This is a genomic window from Paraglaciecola algarum, assembly GCF_021532655.1.
Taxonomy (GTDB): domain Bacteria; phylum Pseudomonadota; class Gammaproteobacteria; order Enterobacterales; family Alteromonadaceae; genus Paraglaciecola; species Paraglaciecola algarum.
The window spans coordinates 171930-190298 of the sequence record NZ_JAKGAS010000007.1 but is presented as its reverse complement, the minus strand read 5'-3'; the positions used below and the strand labels follow the sequence as shown (position 1 = coordinate 190298).

General features: G+C 40.1%; 15 protein-coding genes and 1 tRNA gene. 8 read left to right on the top strand and 8 right to left on the bottom strand.

Annotated elements, in window-relative coordinates:
- Positions 1 to 76: 76 nt before the first annotated feature.
- Both L0668_RS13765 and priA read right to left on the bottom strand, forming a co-directional pair.
- On the bottom strand, positions 77 to 601 hold the full coding sequence (locus L0668_RS13765; RefSeq protein WP_235313283.1) for an SPOR domain-containing protein: 525 nt from the start codon (positions 599 to 601) through the stop codon (positions 77 to 79).
- A 99-nt stretch (positions 602 to 700) separates the two neighbouring features.
- The gene (gene priA / locus L0668_RS13760) at positions 701 to 2881 is read right to left on the bottom strand and encodes a primosomal protein N' (RefSeq protein ID WP_235313282.1); all 2181 of its coding nucleotides are present in this window, start codon (positions 2879 to 2881) and stop codon (positions 701 to 703) included.
- A 197-nt stretch (positions 2882 to 3078) separates the two neighbouring features.
- On the opposite strand from priA, the gene rpmE reads away from it, so the two are divergent.
- The 4 genes from rpmE (at position 3079) to map (ending at position 5329) form a co-directional block, all read left to right on the top strand.
- A complete protein-coding gene (rpmE, locus tag L0668_RS13755; RefSeq protein ID WP_235313281.1) occupies positions 3079 to 3291 on the top strand; it encodes a 50S ribosomal protein L31 in 213 nt (70 codons plus the stop codon).
- A gap of 419 nt (positions 3292 to 3710) precedes the next feature.
- Entirely contained in the window at positions 3711 to 4262 is a 552-nt protein-coding gene (locus tag L0668_RS13750) for a hypothetical protein (RefSeq protein WP_235313280.1), read from the top strand.
- 97 nt (positions 4263 to 4359) lie between these two features.
- On the top strand, positions 4360 to 4566 hold the full coding sequence (locus tag L0668_RS13745) for a ParD-like family protein (protein WP_235313279.1): 207 nt from the start codon (positions 4360 to 4362) through the stop codon (positions 4564 to 4566).
- On the top strand, positions 4559 to 5329 hold the full coding sequence (gene map / locus L0668_RS13740) for a type I methionyl aminopeptidase (protein WP_235313278.1): 771 nt from the start codon (positions 4559 to 4561) through the stop codon (positions 5327 to 5329). The genes L0668_RS13745 and map overlap by 8 nt, the downstream gene beginning before the upstream one ends.
- Positions 5330 to 5882: 553 nt before the next feature.
- Here map and L0668_RS13735 read toward each other — a convergent pair.
- The 6 genes from L0668_RS13735 to L0668_RS13710 form a co-directional block, all read right to left on the bottom strand.
- Entirely contained in the window at positions 5883 to 6950 is a 1068-nt protein-coding gene (locus tag L0668_RS13735; RefSeq protein WP_235313277.1) for a tetratricopeptide repeat protein, read from the bottom strand.
- Positions 6951 to 7035: 85 nt separating this feature from the next.
- Positions 7036 to 7533: a cadherin-like domain-containing protein gene (locus L0668_RS13730; protein WP_235313275.1), complete on the bottom strand. Its 498-nt coding sequence runs from the start codon at positions 7531 to 7533 to the stop codon at positions 7036 to 7038.
- Between the two features lie 9 nt (positions 7534 to 7542).
- Positions 7543 to 9123 (bottom strand): DUF4331 domain-containing protein, encoded by a 1581-nt coding sequence (locus L0668_RS13725; protein WP_235313274.1) that lies wholly within the window; start codon positions 9121 to 9123, stop codon positions 7543 to 7545.
- Between the two features lie 219 nt (positions 9124 to 9342).
- The gene (locus tag L0668_RS13720) at positions 9343 to 10044 is read right to left on the bottom strand and encodes an anti-sigma factor (protein ID WP_235313273.1); all 702 of its coding nucleotides are present in this window, start codon (positions 10042 to 10044) and stop codon (positions 9343 to 9345) included.
- Positions 10041 to 10568 carry a sigma-70 family RNA polymerase sigma factor gene (locus L0668_RS13715; protein ID WP_235313272.1) on the bottom strand — a complete coding sequence of 176 codons (528 nt, stop codon included), beginning with the start codon at positions 10566 to 10568 and terminating at the stop codon, positions 10041 to 10043. The genes L0668_RS13720 and L0668_RS13715 overlap by 4 nt, the downstream gene beginning before the upstream one ends.
- 654 nt (positions 10569 to 11222) lie before the next feature.
- Positions 11223 to 11299 (bottom strand) — tRNA-Arg (locus L0668_RS13710).
- Positions 11300 to 11596: 297 nt separating this feature from the next.
- Between L0668_RS13710 and L0668_RS13705 the strand changes: the two genes are divergently transcribed.
- The 4 genes from L0668_RS13705 (at position 11597) to L0668_RS13690 (ending at position 18346) form a co-directional block, all read left to right on the top strand.
- On the top strand, positions 11597 to 12964 hold the full coding sequence (locus L0668_RS13705) for an alkaline phosphatase PhoX (protein ID WP_235313271.1): 1368 nt from the start codon (positions 11597 to 11599) through the stop codon (positions 12962 to 12964).
- 284 nt (positions 12965 to 13248) lie between these two features.
- Positions 13249 to 14379 (top strand): helix-turn-helix domain-containing protein, encoded by a 1131-nt coding sequence (locus L0668_RS13700; RefSeq protein ID WP_235313270.1) that lies wholly within the window; start codon positions 13249 to 13251, stop codon positions 14377 to 14379.
- Between the two features lie 194 nt (positions 14380 to 14573).
- Entirely contained in the window at positions 14574 to 15881 is a 1308-nt protein-coding gene (locus L0668_RS13695; protein WP_235313269.1) for a sugar MFS transporter, read from the top strand.
- Positions 15878 to 18346 (top strand): TonB-dependent receptor, encoded by a 2469-nt coding sequence (locus tag L0668_RS13690; RefSeq protein ID WP_235313268.1) that lies wholly within the window; start codon positions 15878 to 15880, stop codon positions 18344 to 18346. Before L0668_RS13695 ends, L0668_RS13690 begins: the two co-directional genes overlap by 4 nt.
- The last annotated feature ends 23 nt before the right edge of the window (positions 18347 to 18369 follow it).

Sequence of the window (18369 nt, the reverse complement as noted above, 5' to 3'; positions counted from 1 at the left end):
AGAAAAGTGAAATTTTCAAGGTAAAGCTTAAATTCCAATGAGAATTTAGCAGGGAGCTAAGGTTAGCTCCCTTGTTTTATAAATTCCAATTCCAAATTTTACAGCCGTTTATTTTGACTCTTTGTAAGATATGACGGTCTTTTTCAGCTAAACGTTTATTTTCATATGGACCTAGAATCACTCGGTACCATCTTCCCGATTGAGTTCTGACTTGTGATTCTAAACCACCTCGTAAGGCTATTTGTGCTTTAAGTTCTTGTGCTTGTGATTCTTTTCTAAAAGACCCACATTGCATTAATCTAAGGATCACAGGTTGGTCTTGCTGCTTATTTTCAATTTCTACGGTAAATTCTGGCAAACTCTTAATAAATTCCCATTCTTCTTCAGGAATATCTGGTAAGTCATCTTCTGTTTTAACTGGGTTTTTAGCTTGCGCAACTGTCACTTGCTCTGCAGATTTATCTTTGAGGGTCCATAAAAAAAAGCTAAATCCGCCAACCAAGGCCAAGGTAGTAATTAAACGTAACCAAGGAATTGAATGTTTAGGAGGAGGGGCTTGTTTTTTACTTCGCCCACGGGCTACATAATCTTTTTGAGCCATGTTACAAAGACTTCCAATTTACTACTCTAGGGCGACCAATCTTACCTTGGCTAGATTGTGAGTAAATCATTTTGTTAAATTTATTTTTGGGTTCAATCTCTAACTGAAGTCTTGAGGATCGATATCAAGTGACCAGCGTACTTTGTTTGCCAAAAAGAGTGTTTCAATTTGATTTACCTGCTGACCAAGAGCATGTTGTAAAACACTGCGTTGTTTGGCTTGTAATAATAATTGCATTCGGTATTGGCCTTGGCGTTTTTCCATTAACGCTGGAATAGGGCCAAGGCACCACACATCTGAATATTGGCTAAATAACTCTGCCACATTTTGTAAAAATGTATGAGCATCTTTTGGGTTTAATGCCTGAGCCTTAAATAAAGCTTGGTAAGTATAAGGCGGTAAATTGGCCGTTTTTCTTTCAAGTAATGCATATTGGGCAAAATGCCCATAACCATTGTTAATTAAATCTTGCAATAAAGGATGCCCTGGATCGTGAGTCTGTAACCACATTTCTCCGGGTTTTTCTGCTCGTCCAGCTCGTCCAGCTAATTGGGTAATCAGTTGAGCAAGGTTTTCGGCGGCGCGATAATCTGCGCTAAATAATGCCCCGTCTATATCTAAAATTAGTACTAAAGTGACATTCGGAAAATGATGACCTTTAGACAAAATTTGCGTGCCAATTAAAATCTGATGTTCGTTGTTATTGATACTATTTAGCATAGTATCCAGCTTACTCTTGCCTCTAGCGCTATCACTATCAATTCGAATATTACTGTAGTTGGGGAAATATTTGTTTAGCCCTATCTCTAGTTGCTCGGTACCTACACCCATGGCATTTAATTCGTTCGACTGACATTGATTACATTGTTGTGGGATAGGTTTGGCACTTCCGCAGTGATGACATTGTAATTTATATAACTGATTGTGTAGTGTGAAAGGTTTATCACAACGATGGCAATGTTCAACATGTCCACATTGATGACACATAAGAGCTGGTGCATAACCCCGCCTGTTGATAAACAACATCACTTGGCTGCCTTGCTCCAAGTGTTGTTGTATGCGATCTAACATGCCTTGGGCAATACCAAACTGTAAGGGTTGTTGTCGTATATCAAAAACATGCTTAGTGGCGACGGATGCTTTACCAGCCCGTTGTTGTAATTGTAAGTGATGATATTTCCCAGTTAACGCATTGTTTAGGGTTTCTAGAGCGGGGGTGGCCGTACCTAAAATTAATGGGGTATTTTCAGCATGGGCTCGAACAACCGCTAAGTCTCTAGCATGGTAACGTAGCCCATCTTGCTGTTTGTAAGATGCATCGTGTTCTTCATCCACAATGAGTAGGCCGGGATTTAACATGGGCGTAAATATGGCTGAACGTGTGCCAATCACAATGCCTAATTCGCCATTTTTACTTTTTTGCCAAACTTGTAATCTTTCAGTGTTAGTTAGGCCAGAATGTAAAATGCCTACATCAATACCAAATCGGTATTTAAATCTATGCACGGTTTGAGGCGTGAGACCAATCTCTGGTACTAAAATTAAAACTTGTTTACCTTGCTTTAAAACCGGCTCTATAGCCTGCAGATATACCTCAGTTTTACCACTGCCGGTTATACCATCCAACAAAAAACAAGCAAATTCAGCTAGTTTGGCTTCTACACTGCTTATGGCCAATGCTTGTTCTACATTAGCTTGAGGCTTTCCTTGTACAACAATTTGTTGCTGCCAACTAGTGTTTATTTGATGGGGTTTTGATACGTCTTGAATGAGTTCTTTGTCTAGTAAAGCTTTAACCGCAGAAATACCAAAATCTTGGTTGGCTTGAGACTTAGTTAATTCGACTTTATTGAGCTTTTCTAACAATGAGTATTGTTTCGGAGCGCGAGATAAATTCGATAAATCAAAGGTTTTGCCAGAATCCGTTAAAGTTAAGTAGTTAGTGGGTTTAGCCTCACTCGATTCACCTTTTCGTAAGGCCACAGGCATAGCGCTTTGCACCACGTCACCAATTGGATGTTTATAATATTGAGCTAACCAGGAACAAAGCTTACGTTGAGTTGCATCAAATATAGGTTGTGCATCGATGATTTGTTCAATTTTTTTAAGTTTGTTTTTATCCCAGTCTGATTCTTGATTAATTTCCCAAACCACACCAATTAACTTACGAGGCCCAAAGGATACCCGCACTCGGCAGCCAATTTTAGGGATCTCGTCGGCAGCTAAATAATCAAATAGCTGACGTTTGGGAATGGGAAGAGCAATACTAATTATTGACATCGGGTACGGCAAAACCTGTCTGTTGAGCTGAATTTGGAGTAAATGGCGATAAAAACAACAAAACCCTTGATCGCCTAAGCCCCATACATTAATATGCGCGCCACTTTGCGGCAAGCCACAAAGCTTTTTAATTTAATTTTCGTATGGTGTTCAACTTCGGGTTGGATAGCGATGCGGCCTGACGAATAAGGTAACCCATGAAACAAGATATCCATCCAGATTATCAAGACATGACAGCAAACTGCTCATGTGGAAACGTAATTGTTGTACGTTCAACATTGAAAAAAGACATCAACTTAGACGTATGTTCTTCTTGCCATCCTTTCTATACTGGTAAGCAACGTAACGTTGACACTGGTGGTCGTGTTGATAAATTTAACAAACGTTTTGCTGGTCTTAAAAAGAAGTAAAATGATTTGTAGTCTGAAAAGACATCAAAAAGGCGCTTATTCAGCGCCTTTTTTTGTGGGTGATTTTTGTTGCTTTAACTAACCCCCTGCAGACTAAGAAATTAAGCTGCATCTTTCAAATCACCAATGGAACAAGGGTACAACTCACCAGTTTTACGCCACAAGTTGGGCTTTTATTTATTTTTTGATGGACGACCCAAGTCGCATTTAGCCAAACTAATACAACTAGTACAAAACAATATGTGTGATCAATTAAATACGGCTAACGCTTTAACCTCAATTGGAGTGAATATAATAGCCCTGCAAAATTCCTTTTATCAATGGCTAAGGCAAGCAGACAAATTCGCCCACGTTATTTAGCCGAATTGGTACTAAGCTTAATGACTCGAAATAGTTAAAAATATAACAAGGAACGTTTAATGAAATTATTGATACTCGCGATAATTACCATGACCTATTGTAATTTATCAGTTGCTAAGGCGCAGTGTGATACTGAAAAACAAAAGGTTGATAGATGGAATGATGTACTAAAATACAAAGTCAGCGAGCGTGCGAGAGACAAACACCGTGCAGTTAAACAAGAGTTTTTAGACTGCCTTTTAGCTAAAAATAAACCTGCCAAAAAATCAAAAAAGGCTGCTTCAAGTTCGCCATCAACTTCAACTAACTCTTCCAAAAAGCATAAAACACACCCTAAGTCATTATCTAAGACACAGACCATAAGCCGATACAAAACAAAATCTTACAAAGCTAAAAATTACGCTAAAACTGAACATGTGATGGTGTCTAATTACGTTGATTTTAAAGGTAAAAAGAAGCAGGCATGGAATATTTATTTTAAAGAATCAGCTGAGTGTATGGAAAACAGTGGTGATATGGCTGTTTTTGTAAAATGTGCCAAAATACGCAAGCAGAACTTAAAAGAGTTTGAGTCTAAGTGGGATCATCAAGTACAACAATTAGTACCATAGTGAACAGAACAGATTGTTATTTAAACTGTCTGATATTAACAATGCAGATAGTATGCGTTATACTACATTATGTAGCATAACGTATATTGGTGAAAACATGGGTATAGTAAAAATCTCAGATCAGCTTCATGAAGAGGTTCGAAAAAATAGTGCGGTAATGGAAAGATCGATTAATTCACAGGCTGAGTTTTGGTTAAAAATTGGTAGGTTGGCAGAACAAAATCCCACATTAACTTATGAAGAAATTTTGCAACGAGAAATGCGCGCGCAAAATGTCACAACAGTGAAATTGGTCAATGAGTAATATCCACATTAAATCTCAGGAAGAGATAGGTTTAATGCGTGAATCTGGCAGATTACTTGCCAGCGTTTTTACAGCACTCGACAGTTATATTCAAGTCGGCATTTCTACAATGGAAATTAACGATTTTGTTGAAGATTATATTATTAATACTTTGCACTCTAGGCCCGCCAGTAAGGGGCAGTATGGTTATCAATATGTATTGAACTCTTCCATAAATGAGGTGGTTTGCCACGGTGTTCCTTCTGTCGGCAAAAAACTAAGAGAGCGAGACATTATCAACCTTGATATTACCCTAGAGAAAAATGGTTATATTGCAGACAGTAGCAAAATGTACATGATTGGAGCTGTACTACCCATTGCTAAAAAACTAGTGGATGTGACTTACCAAGCTATGTGGCAGGGTATTAAGGTTGTTAAACCAGGTAAAACATTGGGCGATATTGGCCATGCTATTCAAACCCATGCTGAAAAAAATGGCTTTAGTGTGGTTCGTGACTATTGCGGTCATGGCATTGGCAGAGAAATGCACGAAGACCCACAAGTATTGCATCTAGGTAAACCTGATACGGGCATTACTTTGCAAGAGGGCATGGTGTTTACGATTGAACCTATGATTAATCAAGGGTCCTATAAAACCAAACAAAAGAAAGACGGTTGGACAGTAATTACTAGAGACAGAAAATTGTCAGCTCAGTGGAAACATACCATCTTAGTTACCCCATCAGGTTATGAAGTACTTACATTACGTGATGAAGAAGCTTAAAACCCTAGGTCTAGCAGGCACAGGCGGAAAGAAGCAGAGCAATAGCTCCAAAGTACTAAAGAACCACAGACTTTGATTTTGTTTTTAAGTTGAGAAGAGCCTTTAAACCGGCAGATTGCTCCCCCCATCTCTAGTGGCGGTCGCTCTACGACCAGCTAAAGCTGTATAAGAAAATCTCAGGCGGTTCGCCCGTATTAAGAAACGGAAGTAAACAAAACAAACGGGGCTAATTAAGACGAGTTGGTTTGATGGCAAATCTCACACAAAAAGAGTTATTTCTCTTTCTATCATTACAAATGACAATTAATAACTGAGTATTGATAACAAGTCATCACCTTTTCATCTGCTGTCATTACACCAAGTGAGTAATGTGAAAAGTGTATGACCTACATACAGACTCTTCCGCATAAAATTAGCTGGAGGTAACTGATAAACAATCAACAAATATATTCTAAATAATTAACCTGATGTGATGGTTAATTAGACCACTTCTTGAGGTGGTCTAGTTAATTTAATTACATGCTTTGTTGTATGGCAAAACCTATAAAAATTATTAATTTTCCATACTGTTCGCAGCTGCCAATAAATCCACGTCCATATGTGATTTAGCATGATTTGAATTTACCTTGGCCCAGTGTTTAGCTTCAGATGGATTGTGATCCACATACAAGTAAAATTTTGCTAGTTCTGCAGCATGTGCGTAGTTATGTTCATTACTTCTTTCTGTAATACGGCGACGCATAGCATGTAGCCAAGTTGTTTTACTATTTGCTGCTTTTTCAGCCATAGACAATCGAAGTAACAAGGCATCATTAATTTCATTTTGGTCAGCAGTTAAATTACTTAATGTATCCAATACGTGAGAATGATTATTTAAAGCTATTTCAATATCTGACCATAGAGCGATATAACTAACAGGGGCTTGCTCAAGTATTGAATCGTTTAAATGACCTTTTGCAATTTGAGGTTTGTCCATTTTTAAGGCAAGTTCCGCTAAAATTTCATTAACCCAAAATTGATATTGGTTATTTGATGCACCTGATAATTTAGCTACTCGTTGTAAATTTTGATACTGAGTTTGTAACTGTTCAGGGTTGATTTGCACTTTGGTTTCAACGATACAGGCCGCTATAATTGTTCCATCTGCCAAGCCTAGTAATTGCTTGCAATACCTTAGGGCAGCCTCGTGTTCGCCAAGGTTATTTGATACAGACGCCATTAATAATAATGAGTTAATATCTTTTGATGATAGATCTAATGCCTTACTCAAGTTTTGTTTGGCTTTATCAAAATCATGGTTGTGTTGCTGCACACGAGCGTATAGGTATAGTTGTTTTACTTTTTCTACATTTGATTGTGTAGGTATGTTCTCTAGCCTTGTTAATAGCCCTTTAATAGATTCTTCTCTTGGCATTAAGTACTGCATGGAGATGATTTTTTGCTCAAGTGCCGACAAGTCGAGATTAGAATAGTCAGATTTTTTCATCATCTCCCGCGGTTTATGTACATGGTTGCCGTGTGCCAATGCAGTGTTAGTTGCCACTAAGCCAAGCACCAATAATGTGCAAAAGGCAATGCCGACTCGGGCTGTAAACAACAGCCTAATTTTAAAACTTTTCATGTATCACTCCTCAAATTACCCGAACTCGGGACATACAAAACGCCATCCTTGGCGAAACCATTTCCGTTATGCGAAATCGTTGCCATTAGTCAAGCAGTAGATCGTCAAAAGCGCTTGGATCTTCAACGTCATTGGTTATCACTCGGCCATTGATGCGCAGCGGTTCATCTGTTGCAGATTGAGAAAATGCTTCACGACTCAAATTAGAAAATTTTATCTGTCGCATTTCAACTGTAATAGTTGCAGTGCCCGTAACGGCTGGGTTTTTGCCATCTGATACAGAAAAGCTAAATTCGTCTGCGCCAGTAAACTCAAGACTGGGTGTATAAGTAAAAGAACCGTCGTGGTTCAACGTTAACATTCCATTACTTGCATCTTGCTCTAAAGCAAAGACCAACATATTGTTTTCAGGGTCTGCCCCCTCAACACTGCCGTTTATTGGCATATCAGTTTGAGTGACAAAGGAAGCATCTATCGCCGATGGTGGATAGTTTTTATCCGGCAGAGTCAGCTCGTTATCACTATTAAAACATCCGCTAAGGGTGAGTATCGAGGTACCAACAAGTAGTAATTTAATATTCATGTCTTTCTCCTAGTTTGAGCCTGGTAGTGGTGTGGCTAAATAGGGGAACTGACTATTCATATATGAGGCATTAAGTGGTGCTCCATCGGTGAATGGTACATTTCCCACATTTGCATCAGCCTCTTCACAAATCCCTAGATTGGTAGGTTCTCCGTTTAGTGGGATGGGGTGACACAAGGCGCCCATAACTACGCGCAATGCAATATCAACCACATCATCGCCTGGGCGGCGGCCATTCGGGAAACCAGCAAGATCATTGCCCGCTACACCATATGGCGATTGTTGAGCTGCCGGAACAGCAGGGATCCCAGTATTTAAACGTAACATTTCAGAAGGGGTAACGGCGGCCATCTGGTTTACACCTGGAAAACCCGTTAAAAACGCAGTTACCAGATCCATCCGAGGAATATTAGTAGGCGCAAGTGTAGGCAGTTCAGCACCTAGGGTGGTATTGACCGCATCCAAAAACAGAATATTTAGTAATTCAGGTAATGTAGGGTGAGTTACGTAATCTGCAAATTGACTATCCATGGATGGGTGCGAAGTAGAAAACTTGTCTTTGTCACCTAAGCCGATCACTAGTTCATTAACTAATGGATTGCCCAACCTTGATACTTGAGTCATTGCACCGCCAGAGACAGAAGGCTTGTCAAAAGTGGCATTAGGATTTAATACAGAAGTTTGAGGAAGGCTTGCTGTAGTCCAAGTGCCTATCACACCATTACCATCACCTGTGATACAAGAGTTGTGGATCTCTACTGCGATACTCGTTACATTTTTATCGCCTAAGTCATCGTTGTCATTGCTTTGGGTGATGCCACCTGGAAAACCAGCACCATCATTTGCACCTGGCACGCTGTCACCTTCAACTGGTACGTAATTGACTAGGTCGAATGTTTTACCTAGAGCAACCACGAAAGGGTCTTTACGTTGACCAACAAACACTTTTGCTGGTATGTCACAACCAGGGACTTGAGTGGTATACACAAAAGTATCTGCATACTGTTCATAACCACTTACGCTGCTAAATGTTTTTGTACCAATAAAATCTAATGGTTTGCCAAACATACTGGCTTCATTGGCGCTTAGTTCGGTGCGTGTGCCCGCTGTATGGTTACCTTCAACTAAAGTTACCGAATAATTCTCTTGAAAATTTGCTGCGGCGCTAGAATCAGCACTAATGCCACCGACGTTTTTCAAAGGCACTTGAACAGCACGTTGGTCACCTTCTGGACCAATTGGTAAGGTAATTCCTGTACCATTATTCCCGAGCTTTTGGCTAAAGTTAAATACAAAAGATATATCTTCTTTGGCATCTCCATCATTATCAATGTGAATGGCATAATGAGCTTGCGGATGCATAGCAAAATAGTTTGGACCGCCGTAAGCATCTTGCAAGGGGATATAGTTTGCAATCATAGTCACGTAACCCTCTCTTCCTTCTTCATAACTGTTAAACGCATAAAAATCAGTAGAATCGATAGTGGGTGTTTGTGTTACTGCTGGAGCCTCTCTGTGGCTTGATGCGACGAGGTTAAACGCAACGGCACTGGATACTAGCGCAATCGCAAATTTAGTTTTGTTCTGCATGTTATTACCTTTAAGTGTAATGAGTTCTATAAGCCAAACGAACGACATACAAAATTGGATGCAAAAAAATTAAATTTTTTTTAATTTTTTTAAAAAGGACATTACTAATGGGAAATACACTGGCTGTGGAGTTAGGTGAAAAAGCTTTCAACTAACCCGAGTTCGGGTTAGTTATTGGCGCAGGCTCCAAAAGAAACACCGCGCCAATAATAGAGATGGCTATACTTTAATGAGTTTTGTTGTATAAAGTACTTCTGTGGGTTGTCCATTAGGTGAACCGCCTAATGGCTCTAAACTCACAGCAAGCAGCAAGATAGGCACAGACTTCAAACTGTTCGCCGCAGGAGTTTTAAGCTCGCCATCTTTGGGCAATACCCCAAGTGAGATAGGCGCAGCGCCATTTTCGGGAACAATCCATAACTCAAAATCTTTTCCAGCCACTGCGGTTAATTGCTGGGTACTACGAACACGTAAGTGTTTATCAGAGATTTCAATTAACCATAAGGGATTGGAATCTTCGTCATTTACCACTGCAATTTGGCTCGCAGGTTGGGTGAGTATGGGGTCGATGCTAGTCCAAACAATAGCTAGTAATAACGATGCAGCAAATGCGTATAAAGCAGGGCCTCGCCATTTATTACTCTTTTGTTGCCTAGCTTCATCTAGCTGAGTAACTTTAGGGGCTTGCTCAATAAAACCAAGTTTTTCTTGAATAACCTTCCATACTTTATCGTCTGGAGTGACAGGGGAAATGGTTTCTCCCATACCGTTTAAATATTGTTCCCACAGCCAGGTCGTTTCTGATATTAGTTGGCTAGTCATCATTAATTGTTGATAGCGACGGCGTGCACCACCGCGCAAAGTGCCTAACACATATTCCGCAGCTAGCGCGTTACGTAACGTTTCTTTTGTGTAATTCATAACGAAAGGCACCTTTGTAAACTTTGCAGTCCTCGGCGGATCCAGCTTTTAATCGTGCCTAGTGGAGAATCTAAATGTTGAACCACCTCTTGGTGAGATAATCCCCCATAAAAAGCTAAATGAATTGCCTGCCTTTGCGGATCTTCTAACCCATCAATACACTCCGCTAGTCGCCTTTTTTCCGCAGATGGGAAGGGCATACTGGTTCGCGGTAAATCTATTTCGGGCTCAAGAGTGACTTCATTTCGAATATTATGATAACGCATTAAATCCAGCGCGCGATAACGAACAATACTGACCATCCAAGTCAATACAGTACCTTTACTGCGCTGATAACTTGCAGCACCGTGCCATATTTTGATAAAGGTATCTTGTGTGGCTTCTTCAGCAAGCTCCTTACGTTTCAACATTTTTAGCGCAACAGCGTATATTTGTGCGCTGGTTTTCTCGTAAAGTGAAGCAAAGGCGTCTTTTTTACCCTCAGCTGTTGCACACAACAGGGGAAATAACTCTTCATGTTCCATAAAAATTCCTTCGAAGATAAATCATAGAGTAAAGCCATACGGCTAATACACTTATTCAGATGCAAAAAGTAGCACAATATTGAGTAAGGTGTTGTTAACTTATGACCAAAGGGAGTTCTATTATTGCTTGCCTTAAAGGATAGTTTTTAACTTACAAGTTTCAGGTTTGTTTGTAATATTCGAAAAAGTCGCGATGCGAATGCTAACAAGTTCAGCGAGCAACTCTACCAAAATTTGTTAGAACAAATAGAACCGCGCAGCGGGCTTGCGAATAAACTTGTTCCAGACAATTTAGTGAAAAGTACGTCCAGTACTTTATCGCTTCGCGACCAGCTAAAGCTGTCCTAAAGCGTTCCCGACGTTTTAGTCGAACCGCAGAGGTTCTCACCTATCGGGTGCACATTTGTGATCACTGCTAATTTAGTAATTAAGATTGATAGTGGCTGACTACTTTACAGTAGTAGATGGCGCACCCGAGAGGATTGCTCAGCACATCCATGTGCTTCGTCGCTTTGCGACCAGCTAAAGCTGTCCTATAACGTTCCCGACGTTATAGTCGAACCGCAGAAGTTCTCACCTATCGGGTGCACATTTGTGATCACTGCTAATTTAGTAATTAAGATTGATAGTGGCTGACTACTTTACAGCAGTAGATGGCGCACCCGAGAGGATTCGAACCTCTGACCTCTGCCTCCGGAGGGCAGCGCTCTATCCAGCTGAGCTACGGGTGCAATCAGTTTCTTTCGCTGTATGCAGCGCCTGATTGTACAACTCGACAATGCTTTAAAACACGATGTTGAGTTTGGGTGCTGATTATCATAGAAGTGTATATGACTCACTTAAGTTAAATAACTAAGCCTTGTACATATCCCACTTAATCAAGCGAGCCGTGATTCTAATGAATTATGTTGGTTTTTCCACTGTTATTTTGTTTCTTTTATCTTGCTGTCTTAAAGTTATGTCAGTAGGTTAGTATTATTAACTTATACATATTTTTAAATTGATCACTTAACAGACGAGAAAACATTATGCTAACTAGAAGGCAGTTTACTATTGGTGCGAGTGCGTTAGCATTTAGTGGTTTATCTACCAGCATACTAGGTAAGTCCTTTCATGCTGCGGTACAGAAAACGACTGATGGTTTTGGGCCTCTGGTTGTAGACCCTAAAGAGTTGTTGGATTTACCCGCAGGGTTTTCATATCAGGTCATTTCTGAATTAGATAATCTTATGAGCGATGGTTTTAATGTACCGAATAAGGCCGATGGTATGGGTTGTCTTTCGCTAGACGAAGATAGAGTAGTATTGGTCCGTAATCATGAGTTAACACCAAAGGATTTAATAAAAGCGCAACACAGTATTAAACATCATAAAACGCCTTTGGCTTACGACCACACCACTGATGGTGTGGCTTTGCCCGGTGGTACTAGTAATTTGGTCTATAACCTTAAAACCAAAACATTAGAGAAAGAGTTTTTGTCTATAGTTGGCACTATTCGAAATTGTGCTGGTGGCATTACGCCTTGGAATACCTGGCTAACCTGTGAGGAATCTGTCGCAACTCCAAACAAAGAGTTGACTCAATATCACGGATATATCTTCGAAGTACCAGCTACAGCAACTGGTTTGGTTGAGCCTAAACCCTTAAAAGCTATGGGGCGCTTTAATCATGAAGCTGCGGCCGTTGACCCTCATACAGGTATTGTATATTTAACGGAAGATAGAGGGGATAGTTTGTTCTATCGTTTTATTCCAAAGGTGAAAGGCCAGTTGGATCAAGGCGGCAAATTACAGGCATTAATGGTGATAAACAAGCCTGGATATGACAGCCGAAACTGGGCAGCTGCAACTATGGAGTTGCAAGATTGGGTTGATGTCGAATGGATTGATATCAATAACCCTGAAAGCCCTAATGATGACTTACGCAAGCAAGGTTATGAAAAAGGAGCGGCCTTATTTGCCCGTGGAGAAGGCATTCACTGGGGTGACAATGAATTGTATTTCTGTTGCACTAATGGTGGCGAAAAAAAGCTGGGCCAAATCATGCGATATCAACCCTCTAAAAATGAGGGGCAATCAAACGAGGGGCTTACACCAGGGCGTATTCAGCTATTTTTAGAAAGTGTTGATGAGTCTTTATATAATTTCGGAGACAACCTAGTTGTTACGCCTTTTGGTCACTTAATAGTTTGTGAAGATCAATATACATCTGTGAAAGAAAATCATTTGCGTGGGGTTACCCCTCAGGGTGAAGTGTACAACTTTGCCAAATTAAATATACAAACTGAACCAGCTGGAGCATGTTTTTCTGCTGACGGTTCTACTATGTTTGTGAATATTTATTCACCTACAAAAACCTTAGCGATTACAGGCCCTTGGCATAAAATTGTAGAGTAGTGCTATTACGCTAGGGGAATGAAGCATTAGAATTTCCGCACAAACGGGACGTTTTTTACTTGTTGTTCATTACTCACTAAGACCATATAGCTCACCTGCAAGTCAACGCTGCGATTAAAAAGTGTTTAGTTTGAACGAAACTTTCACACCAAAAATAGGCAGCCCTTAGTACATATTTGCCATATGTTATTGTGTTATGATTTTGAAATAAATAGCATTTTAATCGTCATCTCATTATATTTAATGCTTCGAGAAAACGATACGTGACAGGGTTAGTTTGGCTCTTGGATAAAACACTATTTAACATTCATGACTTGGTTCTATTGATAACCAGTTTTGAATGTATGTTATTAGCAATATTCTTGTTTTCTAATAAAAGCAGGGAGCTGCCATTCATTTTTTTAGCTGGCTTTCTTGTTGCGCACAGTTTTATTGCTCTGCACGAATTGGTTTTATGGGGAGCCACATTTAGGCAATGGGTGTTAAGTGTTTCACCTAATATTTTCTTTACCTTCAATTTCTCTTCTTGGATAGATGGGCCTTTTTTATATCTGTTTATCATCAGCTATTTTTCATCAGGTTTTCGGATCCAAAAGCAGCATTTTTGGCATTTAATACCAGCAGCTTTATTTTTGATCTATATGTGGTTTGCATTTTGGCAATTGCCAATAGATATTAAAAATGAATTGATAGTCAGTCACGAAATTGCCTATTCGGGACACTATGTGACTGTGGACTTGCTAAATAAATTACAACGCCTTAGCTATATCTTGTTGTCCATTTATTATGTGCGAGTTCATACCTCTATCTCTTTTTCAGACTGGCAAAGAGATTGGGTGACTTTTATTCTTTACGCATTTGGGTTTGTACTGTTGTGGGAATTTCTACTTACTAGCCTTAAAGTATATGACTTAGCTTATTCTATTAACCATGATTGGCTTGAATTGATTGGCCTAACTGGCTACTACTCGACTTTTGCTTTGGTTAATTTGGTTCTATATGTAATGGTTAATGCCGCTGTTAATGCTGGGGGTATAAGCAAACCTAAAACAATAGAACCAATAAACATGGTTGTTGTTGAAAAAATAGAACAGGCTATGCAGCAAGATAAACTGTATCTCAATCCAGTTATTTCTTTTGAACGTTTAGCTGAGCAGTTAGATGTTCCGGTGAAGGATTTGTCGAGTGCGATTAATCGGCATTTTAATATCAATTTTTATGAGTACATTAATGGTTATCGCATTCGAGAGGCTAAAGAGCAGTTACTAAATCCTGTAAACAGCCACAAAACCATAACCGATATTTTTTACCAAGCGGGCTTTAATAGTAAGTCGGTATATAACACTTTGTTTAAGAAAAAGTACAATATGACTCCGAGTGCATACCGGAAAAAGCATTTATCTACAGCCAAATAATCGTAAATTTCTATTTCTAATAAAATCTTTCTAACTCACTGTTTTAACTTGAATATAGATGTTTTATTTACGTTCGTATGCCTATCCGAACGTTCTAATTAAAGTTTTTTGATGAGCCTGAACGACACTTTTTAGCAAGTTATTAACATGCAGCTAACAAATCTGTGTTAGTTACAAATAAAAGAGCTTGTTAGATGTCGAACGAATTATCTAAAGACACACATACAGAATCTCATAGTGCCCAATATGTTCGCGAATATTCATTTCGTAGTGCATTGATGTCACTCACTGTATTGTTTTTTATGTGGGGCTTTATCACTAGCCTTAACGATATTTTGATCCCTTATTTAAAAAAGCTATTTTTATTATCTTATACCCAAGCAATGTTGGTGCAACTTTGCTTCTTTGGTGCCTATTTTGTGGTGTCGATACCAGCAGGCCATCTTTGTAAGAAACTTGGTTATCAGCGCGGCATAGTGATAGGTCTAGCATTATCTGCTGTTGGTGGATTGTTATTTTATCCTGCGGCCTCTGTCGTATCCTATGGTTTGTTTCTAAGTGCATTGTTTGTACTGGCAAGTGGCATCACTATTTTACAGGTGGCTGCCAACCCTTATGTAACGGCATTAGGAAGTGAGGAAACGGCTTCGGGTCGACTTACCATGACCCAAGCCTTTAATGCATTGGGTACGACTATTGCGCCGTTCTTTGGTGGCTTACTTATTTTTGGTGCTGTCTCCCATTCAACTGAGGTTACTGCGTTAGGTTCACCAGCAGATGCGGTCAAACTACCTTATTTGTTGATTGCCGGCACACTACTGGCTCTCAGTTTCATATTTTACAAGCTCAAACTACCGGATATTACTAGTCATTCTGCTGAAAAACGTAGCGCTGACAATTCTCGACTTTTTGATCACCCTCATTTGATTCTAGGCGCAATTGGCATATTTCTGTATGTCGGGGCCGAAGTGTCAATTGGTAGCTTTTTGATTAATTTTTTTACTGACCCTCAGATTGGCAATATGACTGAAAAAGTCGCGGCTAATTTAATTGCATATTATTGGGGCGGAGCCATGCTAGGACGTTTTTTGGGGGCCAGTATTATGCATTTTGTACCTGCCCGATTCTGCTTAGTGTTTTGTTCTTTAATGGTCACGATACTAATTGCTTTGAGCATTCAGCTCAATGGGAATATGGCCATGTACTCAATATTGGCAGTGGGCCTTTTTAATTCAATTATGTTTCCAACCATATTCAGCCTAGCCCTGACAGGTTTAAAAAGCCTAACAGGGCAAGGTTCTGGATTATTGTGTTTAGCCATAGTTGGCGGCGCAATTGTACCTATGCTTCAAGGTGTAGCCGCCGACAGTTTTGGACTGCAACAGTCCTTCTGGGTGCCACTATTATGCTACTTGTTCGTAGGTTTTTACGGCCTTAAAGGGGCAACAATGATTGCGTGGAATCAATCTGCGCAGCACAACTCTAGAACACATCAATTATGAAAAAACTAAACAATAATCATAAACATGAGGTAACAACTATGGGTATACCTATTAGTGCCAAAAAGCGACGCATTAGCTTCGCTGTTACGGCCGCTTTATTTAGTCTTGGCAGCACATCGCTTTTTGCACAAGAAGCTGAAAAAAGCACAGACGATGAAAAGAAAATTGAAGTCATTCAAATCACAGCTGAACGCCGTGTCACTAACCTTCAAGAAACACCTATTGCTGTTTCGGTCATGACGCAAGAGGCGTTATCAAAAAATAACATTAAAGATGTCACCGACCTCACAGGTTTTGTACCTAGCTTGGTGGTGTCGGGACAAGAAGATCAGTCAGACATTAAAATATACATACGGGGCGTAGGCACTAATAACCCTACCGAAACTGGTGACCAAGGTGTAGGTGTATATGTAGATGGTGTGTTCGCTGCACGTGCTCAAGGTGCGTTGGCGCTAATGTTTGATTTAGAAGCGGTACAAGTTTTACGTGGCCCACAAGGTACTTTATTTGGTCGTAATAATACAGGTGGTGCGGTGTTGTTAGAATCACGTAAACCTGGTAAAGATTTTGAAGGGGATATGCAAGTCACCTTTGGAAAATATAATCGCCAGCAGATCTCTGGTGCTGTGACCTTACCTGTTACCGATGATTTGTCTTTTAGATTTGCGGCATATATGGAATCAGATGATGGTTGGGTGGATTCGATTGATAATGACCCTCGTGGTACAGAGCATGGTTTCAGCGGCACAGAAATAGGCCGTTCTGCTACCACCCAAACCAAATTAAATAACACTGATGTGCAAGCGGCCCGAATTACTGGGGTGTGGGATTTAATGGATGATCTTAAATGGACCATGTCCTACGAGAGTTTTTCTGACCAAGGTAACCATGGCATATTACTTAACCCTGTTGAAGTTGAACAGGGCCGTTATCAAGCATTCATTGATTCGCCTATATTTCTCGACTTAACTACTGACGTGGTGCGCTCTACGCTCAGCTACGATATTTCTGAAAACATTAATGCCGAATACATTTTTGGTGGTGCAAAGCTATTTCGTACACAAGTGGTTGACCAAGATGGCGGGATCACTTCGCGTTTTCAAGAAGGCCGTACTGAATATCAACATTCTGACTCTATTAGTCATGAACTAAAAATTCAGAACACAAATGGCGGCCCATTTAGCTGGACGGCGGGTGTGTATTATTTTGAAGAAGAAACGGCTATTCGTTTTGACTTTGATGGTGTCGGCCCTTGGTTAAATGGAGAAGGTAATACCTTTATTCAGCCAGCTAGGGGACTTGAATCTCAGGCTGTATATGCTCAAGCGACTTATGACTTAAGCAAAGAATTAAGTTTCACCGCAGGTGTACGTTACACCGACGATTTAAAATATGATCGTGGTGGTCGTAATGCTCAAGACTGTCCAAAAGGCTTTATTCGCCCAGATCTTGGCGGTAGTGAATTATCTATATTTGAAGATTTTTTAAATAACACCACAGGAGCAGAAGGGCCTGACGGTTACGATGATTATAAAGGAATAGAAAGAGTACGTGGTCAGTGTGCAGCGACTTTACGCAATGACGTAGAAGATGAATCTGACAAACTCACCTACTTAGGACGACTGTCATATCAGTTAGACGATCATATGTTTTACGGTAGCGTGGGAACAGGTTATCGCTCTGGCGTGATCCAAGATGGTGGTCAAGTGACTGAACCTGAAAATAGTACTAGTTACGAAATTGGTAGTAAGTCTGATTTCGACAACGTACGTTTAAACCTTGCCGCATTTTTCATTGATTATGAAGATTTGATCCGTTCTGGGTTTGATGAAGACATACAGCAAATCGTGAATAGTAACGTTGCAGCAGCAGAAATAACTGGCCTAGAAGCTGAGATTATCTGGATGGTAGGCGATGGCGGACGCTTTGATTTTTCTGGTTCTTACTTAGATGCCGTATATACCGATTACATCACTGACGGAGGAGGCAGTGGTACCAATAACCTAGCCTTAGTTGATGAAAATGGTGAACCTACCGGCTTTTACGATTTAAGCGGTAATTACTTACCACAATCTCCTAAATACCAAATTTCTGCCAGTTTTAGTTGGGAATTTAACACCAAACATGGAGATTTTGTGCCGCGTATTAGTGCTCGGTTTGTCGACGATGTTTTCTTCCGTGATGAAAACGAAAACCGCACATTCGTCAATAACCTAATTAATGACGTGCAACAAACTGGAGAGGTTTGGGGAAATCCTGCAGGGCAAGAGGCACACTCGAAAGTGGATTTAGGCATGACCTACTATCCATCCAATGGTGATTGGACAGTTGATTTCTTTATCAACAATCTAACAGACGAAATGACTCGTTCTAGTACCACTGTTGATAACGGTACTGCAGCTGGTTTACCGGGCCGATATGCCGCCCCTAGAAGCTATGGCGTGCGTTTCAATACGTTCTTTTAAAGTTACTTTGAGTTAATGAATTA